Source organism: Bradyrhizobium sp. (genome assembly GCF_017881085.1).
In the GTDB taxonomy this organism is placed as follows: Bacteria; Pseudomonadota; Alphaproteobacteria; order Rhizobiales; family Xanthobacteraceae; genus Bradyrhizobium.
This window is the reverse complement of sequence record NZ_JADGRI010000303.1, coordinates 1-6,511: the sequence shown is the minus strand read 5'-3', so window position 1 is coordinate 6,511 and position 6,511 is coordinate 1. Positions and strand designations below refer to the sequence as shown.

5 protein-coding genes are annotated in these 6,511 nt (G+C 60.8%); all 5 read left to right on the top strand.

The features are described 5' to 3' along the window. Positions 1–1,577: adenylate/guanylate cyclase domain-containing protein (locus QZ213_RS22705; RefSeq protein ID WP_291688328.1), on the top strand; the 1,577-nt coding region annotated here is incomplete at its 5' end. Between the two features lie 171 nt (positions 1,578–1,748). Continuing rightward, a complete protein-coding gene (locus QZ213_RS22700; protein ID WP_291688327.1) occupies positions 1,749–2,003 on the top strand; it encodes a hypothetical protein in 255 nt (84 codons plus the stop codon). A 403-nt stretch (positions 2,004–2,406) separates the two neighbouring features. Beyond that, a complete protein-coding gene (locus QZ213_RS22695) occupies positions 2,407–3,420 on the top strand; it encodes a YncE family protein (RefSeq protein WP_291688326.1) in 1,014 nt (337 codons plus the stop codon). A gap of 21 nt (positions 3,421–3,441) precedes the next feature. Continuing rightward, positions 3,442–4,236, top strand: a complete 795-nt coding sequence (locus QZ213_RS22690) for a hypothetical protein (protein WP_291688325.1) — start codon at positions 3,442–3,444, stop codon at positions 4,234–4,236. A gap of 233 nt (positions 4,237–4,469) precedes the next feature. Continuing rightward, positions 4,470–5,444, top strand: a complete 975-nt coding sequence (locus QZ213_RS22685; protein ID WP_291688324.1) for an ABC transporter substrate-binding protein — start codon at positions 4,470–4,472, stop codon at positions 5,442–5,444. Positions 5,445–6,511 lie beyond the last annotated feature (1,067 nt).

The window sequence follows — 6,511 nt, the reverse complement described above, 5'->3', positions numbered from 1 at the left end:
TCTACTACCACACGGTGTTCTGGCAATTTCTGCCGGTCGCGATCGCCTTCTATACCGCCGCACTGGTCCATGCCGGTCTCGGGGTCTGGGCGCTGTACCGGCGCCGGGAATTCCGCTGGAAGGCGATCGAGCCGCTGCAGCTCGTGCTCGGCTTGAGCATCCCCGCGCTGATCATCGCCCATATCACCGGCGTCCGGCTCGGCGAGACGCTGTTCGGCCATGAAAAGCTCTATCCGCAGGTGTTCTATGCCTATTGGGTGGTGTGGCCGTACAAGATCCTGCAGATGTACGCGGTGCTGCTGATCGCCTGGATCCACGGCTGCATCGGGCTTTATTTCTGGCTGCGGATGCGCCCGTTCTTCCAGCGCGCGGCGCCGTTTCTGCTCGCCGCCGCGGTATTGCTTCCGACGCTGGCGATGCTCGGCCTCTATCAGGGCGGACGGAGCGTCGTCGCCGACAGCGGGAGTAAGGAGTGGAGAGCGGAGAACCTGACACCGCAACAGGTCGGCACCGCCGCCCAGCAGGATGTGCTGGAAAGCATCACGGAGTATTTCCTGGTCGGCTATTTCGGCCTGCTCGGACTGGTGCTGGTGGCAAGGGGCCTGCGCGCGCTGGCCGAACGGCGCGGCGGCATGATCAACCTGTCCTATGGCAACGGCAGGACGGTTCGGGTGCCGAAGGGCCTCAGCGTGCTCGAGGCGAGCCTGCGCTATAACGTGCCGCATGCGAGCGTCTGCGGCGGCCGCGCCCGCTGCTCGACCTGCCGCATTCGGGTGATCGGCGACGTCAGCACGCTGCCGGAGCCGTCGCCGCGCGAAGCCTTCGTGCTCAACCGCGTCGGCGCGTCCGATCCGTCGATCCGCCTCGCCTGCCAGCTCCGCCCGGAGAGCGACCTCTCGTTCTTCCAGCTGTTCATGCCGCACGCGATGTCGGCCAACGCGCACGCCTCGCATCCGCACCGCATCGGCCAGGAGCGTTATCTGGTCAGCATGTTCGTCGACATGCGCGGCTCGACCAGGCTCGCCGAAAACCAGCTTCCCTTCGATACCGTGTTCATCGTCAACCGCTTCCTCGGCGCGGTGTCGCAGGCCGTGATCGAATGCGGCGGCCAGCCCAACCAGTTCGTCGGCGACGGACAACTGGCGCTGTTCGGGCTGGCGACGAGCCCGCAAACCGCCTGCCGCCAGGCGTTGCGGGCGGCGGCGATGATCGCGGTCAATGTCGACGAATTGAATCAATTTCTCAGTCACGATCTGCGCGAGCCGATCCGCTTCGGCATCGGCGTTCACGGCGGTGAAGTCATCATCGGCGACATCGGCTACCGCGACCACATGGTGTTCACCGCGCTCGGCGACGCCGTCAATGTCGCGGCAAGGCTGCAGGACATGACCAAGAGCCTCGGCTGCGAGGCGATCGTCTCCGAAGAAGTCCGCATCACCGCAGGCGTCGCGGACGATGCGCTGCCGCAGCAGCAAGTAACGATACGCGGACGCGGCGAGCCGATGGTCGTCCGCGCCGTCGCCGATGCGAAGGCGCTGTCCGCGCTGGTTAACGATGTGCAAATCGCCGCGGCCTGAACGCTTGTGTGATCCAGCGCACACCTGAACGAACGTTCAGGAAATTGTCCGCTATTCCAACGCTGTTTTCTCGAACCGCGCTTCGCAAGGCCGCGACTGATGGGCGATGGGCCAGGACTGAAAGACGACAACTTGAACCCGCGCCACGGCGCACATCGAAGGAGAACGACCATGTTACGCAAACTCACTCTCGCACTCGTTGCCGCAGCTTCTCTCAGCGCCGTTGCGCTGGCTCCCTCCGCCGCTTCCGCGCATCCGTGGGGCGGCGGATGGGGCGGCGGCTGGGGCGGCGGCTTCCATCATCACCACTTCGGCCCCGGCTTTGGCATCGGCTATATCGGCGGCGGCGACGGATGCTATGTGGTGCGCCGCGTGCCCACCCCGTTCGGCTATCGCCTGCGCACCATCAACGTCTGCGAATATTGATTGAAGTTCGTTGCTCAACGCAAATCCCCGGTCGCGAAGCCGCGGCCGGGGATTTTGTTTTTGCGGTCCGGCTCGGCACCTCTCAACCTTCGATCCACAATCCGAATTGCTGCGCCGCTGCCCGTAGCAGCCATTAGAGCAAGCGGCCGGTTTGGGCGGTTGAATCACCTCCAAACGACGTCTTCAACCGACAAAAAGATTCCCCCTAACCAGACGTGCCGTGAACATGCCAAGATCGATGCGAATGACCCTGGCGGAACTCGGTCGTCATCAAGGCCGTGCTTAACCCACCTATTGCGTTTGCGATCGGCTCCTACTAAAAAAACCGGAGGGGAATGCGGTCTCCCCTTGAGACTTCGGTCCAAGCACTGCGCAGCACTCGACTTGTCGAGGAAATTTGCGCATGGATCATCCACTCCGGACGGCAGTTGCAGTTTTAACCGGCCTCGTGGCGCTCGCTAACACCCAAGACCGAGCGTCTGCACAGTCAACCGTCGCTGGTCCGCTTCAACTCGAGACCCAAATCCCGTTGGGCGACGTGCGTGGCCGGATCGACCACATGGCGGTTGATTTGAAACGGCAACGACTGTTCGTTGCCGAATTGGGCAACGATTCCGTTGGAATTGTCGATCTCCAAAGCCGCAAGGTGATTGCCAGGATTCCGGGATTGAAGGAGCCCCAGGGCGTCGGCTATGAGCCGACGACCGATACGCTTTATGTTGCCAATGCCGGCGACGGCTCAGTGCGATTGTTTGATGGCAATAGTTACAAAGCGACGGGGCGAATTGAGCTCGGCAGCGATGCCGATAATATCCGCGTTGATGCGGCCGCCAAACGAGTCTTCATCGGGTATGGTAGCGGAGGATTGGCTATGATCGATCCTTCGACCCGCAGCAAGGTGGGGGACATTCTCCTTACGGGGCACCCCGAAAGTTTCCAGATCGACCCCGATACAAACCAGATCTTCGTCAATGTGCCCGATTCCAGCGGCGTCGCGGTCGCGGACCGTGTTTCGCAAAAGCAGATCGGAAAATGGCCGCTCACCAATGGGGGCACCAATTTTCCGATGGCCCTTGACTCTGTTCGCCACCAGATCCTCGTGATCTTTCGGACTCCTGCCCAGTTCGGCGCGTTCTCCATGACGGACGGCAAGCCGATCGCGACCACTGAGACCTGCGGCGATTCCGACGACCTGTTCATCGATGCCAAGCGCAGCCGCGTCTACGTCAGTTGCGGGGCGGGCTTCCTCGATGTTCTGGAAGTGAAAGAAGCGGTGTATCGACGGATCGCGCGTATTCCCACGGTTTCAGGTGCGCGCACATCGCTTTTTGTGCCCGAGATGGATCGTCTGCTTGTTGCTGTGCGGGCAAGTTCTGGAACGTTAGCAGCCATTTGGATGTTCCGACCAACGCCTTAGGTCGAAGCCGCGAGACCGCGCATGTCCGCATGCCGCCAATATCTGAAACGGCAATATCCGAGACGGCTCGCGTCGCGATCGATCATCGCGCTGGGCCTGATGTCATGGAGCAGTTCCGCTTTTGCTTATCGCCCCTTCGACGGAACCGATGCCGCCATAGCAGCGCCGGGAGAGGTAGAAATCGAGCTGCAGCCCGGGGGGCGCTTGCGCGAACAGCGAAGCACCACGCTGATCGCGCCTGCAACGGTCCTTAACTACGGATTGAGCGAGGGATGGGAGGCGGTGCTCGAAGGCCAGGGTCAAATACCGCTGATACCACCAGGTCCCACCAGCCTCACGTCCGCGGGAGCATTCCTAAAACATGTCTTGCAGCCCGGCAGCCTGCAAGACAAGACCGGGCCCAGCGTCGCGACGGAATTTGGCGTGCTGCTTCCAGACAGCACCGGGAATTCAGGCGTCGGAGCAAGTCTGGCTGGGATCGTCTCGCAGCGCTGGGACTGGGGAACGATCCATTTGAACGCTGAGACCGCGCTTACCCGTGACCATCATGCGGACGTGTTTCTTGGCGGTATTATCGAGGGACCGTCAAAATGGTCAATCCGGCCCGTCGCGGAGTTGTTTTATGAAAAGGAATTTGGCCAATCCGAGACGATATCCGGTTTGGTCGGCCTCATTTTGCGCGTCCGTGACAACCTCAGCTTCGACATCGGGCTGCGTCATGCTCTCACCAACGGCCATCCAGTCAGCGAAGTGCGCGCAGGGCTTACGCTCGGATTTCCTCTGGAGCAATTCGGTGGTCGCGCTCAATCCAGGTAATCCCCAAGTCCCGCGCTCCAGAGCCGACATAGACCAGGCCGTCTGCACCAACCGAAGACGTAATTTATTAGGCGTTGGCCCCCTCAATGGGGCGATTCTCTTGCACTCGTCATAGCCGCGTGGCCCAATTCGCTACTCTTACCGATAGTGGCAATACTCGTCGCCGCCTTTTGCAAAGTGCGCTAGTCTTACCTATTGCACAGGTCACAATCCGAGGCTTGGGGGACGGCTGGATGAGGCGACGCGAGTTCATTGGTCTCATCGGGGCAGCGGCTTGGCCGCTTGCAGCGCATGCTCAGACGGCAAAGATTTATCGCGTTGGGACGCTCACTGCGGGCCCCCCAATCTCTCCCAGGGTGGATCGTGGTGCGGTTCTCTTCGACGGACTGGCGAAGCGTGGCTACGTGCTGGGACAAAATTTAGTCCACGAGGCGCGTGGCGCGTCGGGCAAGCTTGAGCTGGTACCGCGCCTGATGCAGGAGCTGAAGGCGGCGGGAGTGAATGTTGTTGTCACTATTAGCTACCCAGCCGCCGCCGCGGCCAAAGTATCGGGCGTTCCAACTGTGCTCGCGTCCGGCTCTGGGGACCCGGTCAAGACCGGGTTGGTCGAAAGTCTCGCCCATCCCGGTGGTAACGTAACCGGAATAGCTGATGACGCATCGACACTTTCCACAAAGCGCCTCTCGTTGCTGAAAGCGTTGTTGCCCAGACTTCACCGTGTAGCGATGCTTTGGAACAGGGATGATCTCGGCATGTCGATGCGTTACGAGACATCGGCAAGGGCTGCGCAGGGGGTTGGAATTATCGTACAGCCGCTTGGCGTTCGGGAGCCTGACGACTTCAATGAAGCTTTCGAGGCGATGACACGAGATCCGCCCGACGCCATCCTGATGGTTTCGGACTCGCTGACCCTGCTTAACCGGAAGCGAGTGATCGACTATGCCGCCGCACACCGTCTGCCGGCGATCTATGAGGCAGACTCGATCGTTCGCGACGGCGGATTGATGTCCTATGGAGCCGATTCACGCGAATCTTTCGAACGCGCCGCAGCTATGGTCGATCTCATCCTCAAGGGTACGAGACCAGCCGACCTCCCGGTTGAGCAACCAACGCGGTACCAGTTCGTCATCAATTTAAAGACCGCTAAATCGATAGGGCTCGAAATTCCAGCGACCCTGACGGCGCTCGCGGACGAAGTGATCGAATAGGGCCAGGGACTTCCGTTCATGGGCACATTTCGGAATTGCAGTAATGTCTGACTTGAGTCCGGAATGTTCACTGGAACGGACGTCCGCCAAGCACTCTGAATCTATGGGTTCATAACCTGGTTCGAGGCTGCATGGCTTGTGCAGTTACCTATCAGTCGCCGACTGACTCGACCTGAGCCCCATCCTTCAATCTTGATCGCGGTCTGTTACCCTGGTCTGAAGCCCCAGTGTGACTAGTTGCGCATGAATCCAGCGCGCGGCACTGGTTCCGGCGCCGAACAGGCCAGCGGCGCCCACCAACCCCCCACCGAGGATTCTCCGGTCTATTTCTGATTTTCCGAAATTCTGCTTGACGGCCTGGTAGAAACAGGAATAGAGCGATTTGGTCCCGTCCCACAGAGGGGCGGCTCGCGATCGTCACGGACGCGGGGCGGGATGCGGTGGACGCGTTGGCGCTTTTGACGAACAGCGCCGGATGCGGACGGCGAAGTCGTGTGGTCCTGATGCCCCGACGCTGGCATCAAGTTCTTGAGAAGCAAGCTTCTCAGGGGCGACGGTGGCAAGAAAGCCGGTCACCGAGGAGAGCGCGAAATAAGCCGTAAAACCATTGCGCGGGGAATGCCGGGTGATTCCGGTGTGACCTGACTAACGCGTGTGCTCACTACCACTATTCTTGCACACGCGGCTTGCGGGCGCATCGGGCGCCCGGCATTCCCTGCGCCCTCCGAAGCGAGAGGGCGGAACGAACCGATAAAACCTCGCGCGAAACGAGCGGCGAGATCGCGAGGCTGTGTCTGTAAATGCCTCCGCAAAGGCAGTGGCCTTGCTGCGTCGCAGCGTCCTGTTCACGCGCCCAAAGCATGAATTGACTTGGCCGTTTCCGATGTGACTATGGCGGCACCTTGAGTCCGGTGGCGACCGGCCTTGACAATAAAGCTTCGGAGGAAGCGCGATGCTCGACAGACGAGAGATATTGAAGCGCGCCGGTATGGCGGCGCTTGCGACGGGGTTCGGCTCAGTCAGGGCGTTCGCGCTCGACACCGTGGCCTTGCCGATCGGAAATGGCG

Bases quoted from the DNA above. Each gene is read 5' to 3' on its own strand.
- QZ213_RS22690 (WP_291688325.1), top strand. From the start codon at position 3,442: ATGTCCGCATGCCGCCAATATCTGAAACGGCAATATCCGAGACGGCTC.
- QZ213_RS22695 (WP_291688326.1), top strand. From the start codon at position 2,407: ATGGATCATCCACTCCGGACGGCAGTTGCAGTTTTAACCGGCCTCGTG.
- QZ213_RS22700 (WP_291688327.1), top strand. From the start codon at position 1,749: ATGTTACGCAAACTCACTCTCGCACTCGTTGCCGCAGCTTCTCTCAGC.
- QZ213_RS22685 (WP_291688324.1), top strand. From the start codon at position 4,470: ATGAGGCGACGCGAGTTCATTGGTCTCATCGGGGCAGCGGCTTGGCCG.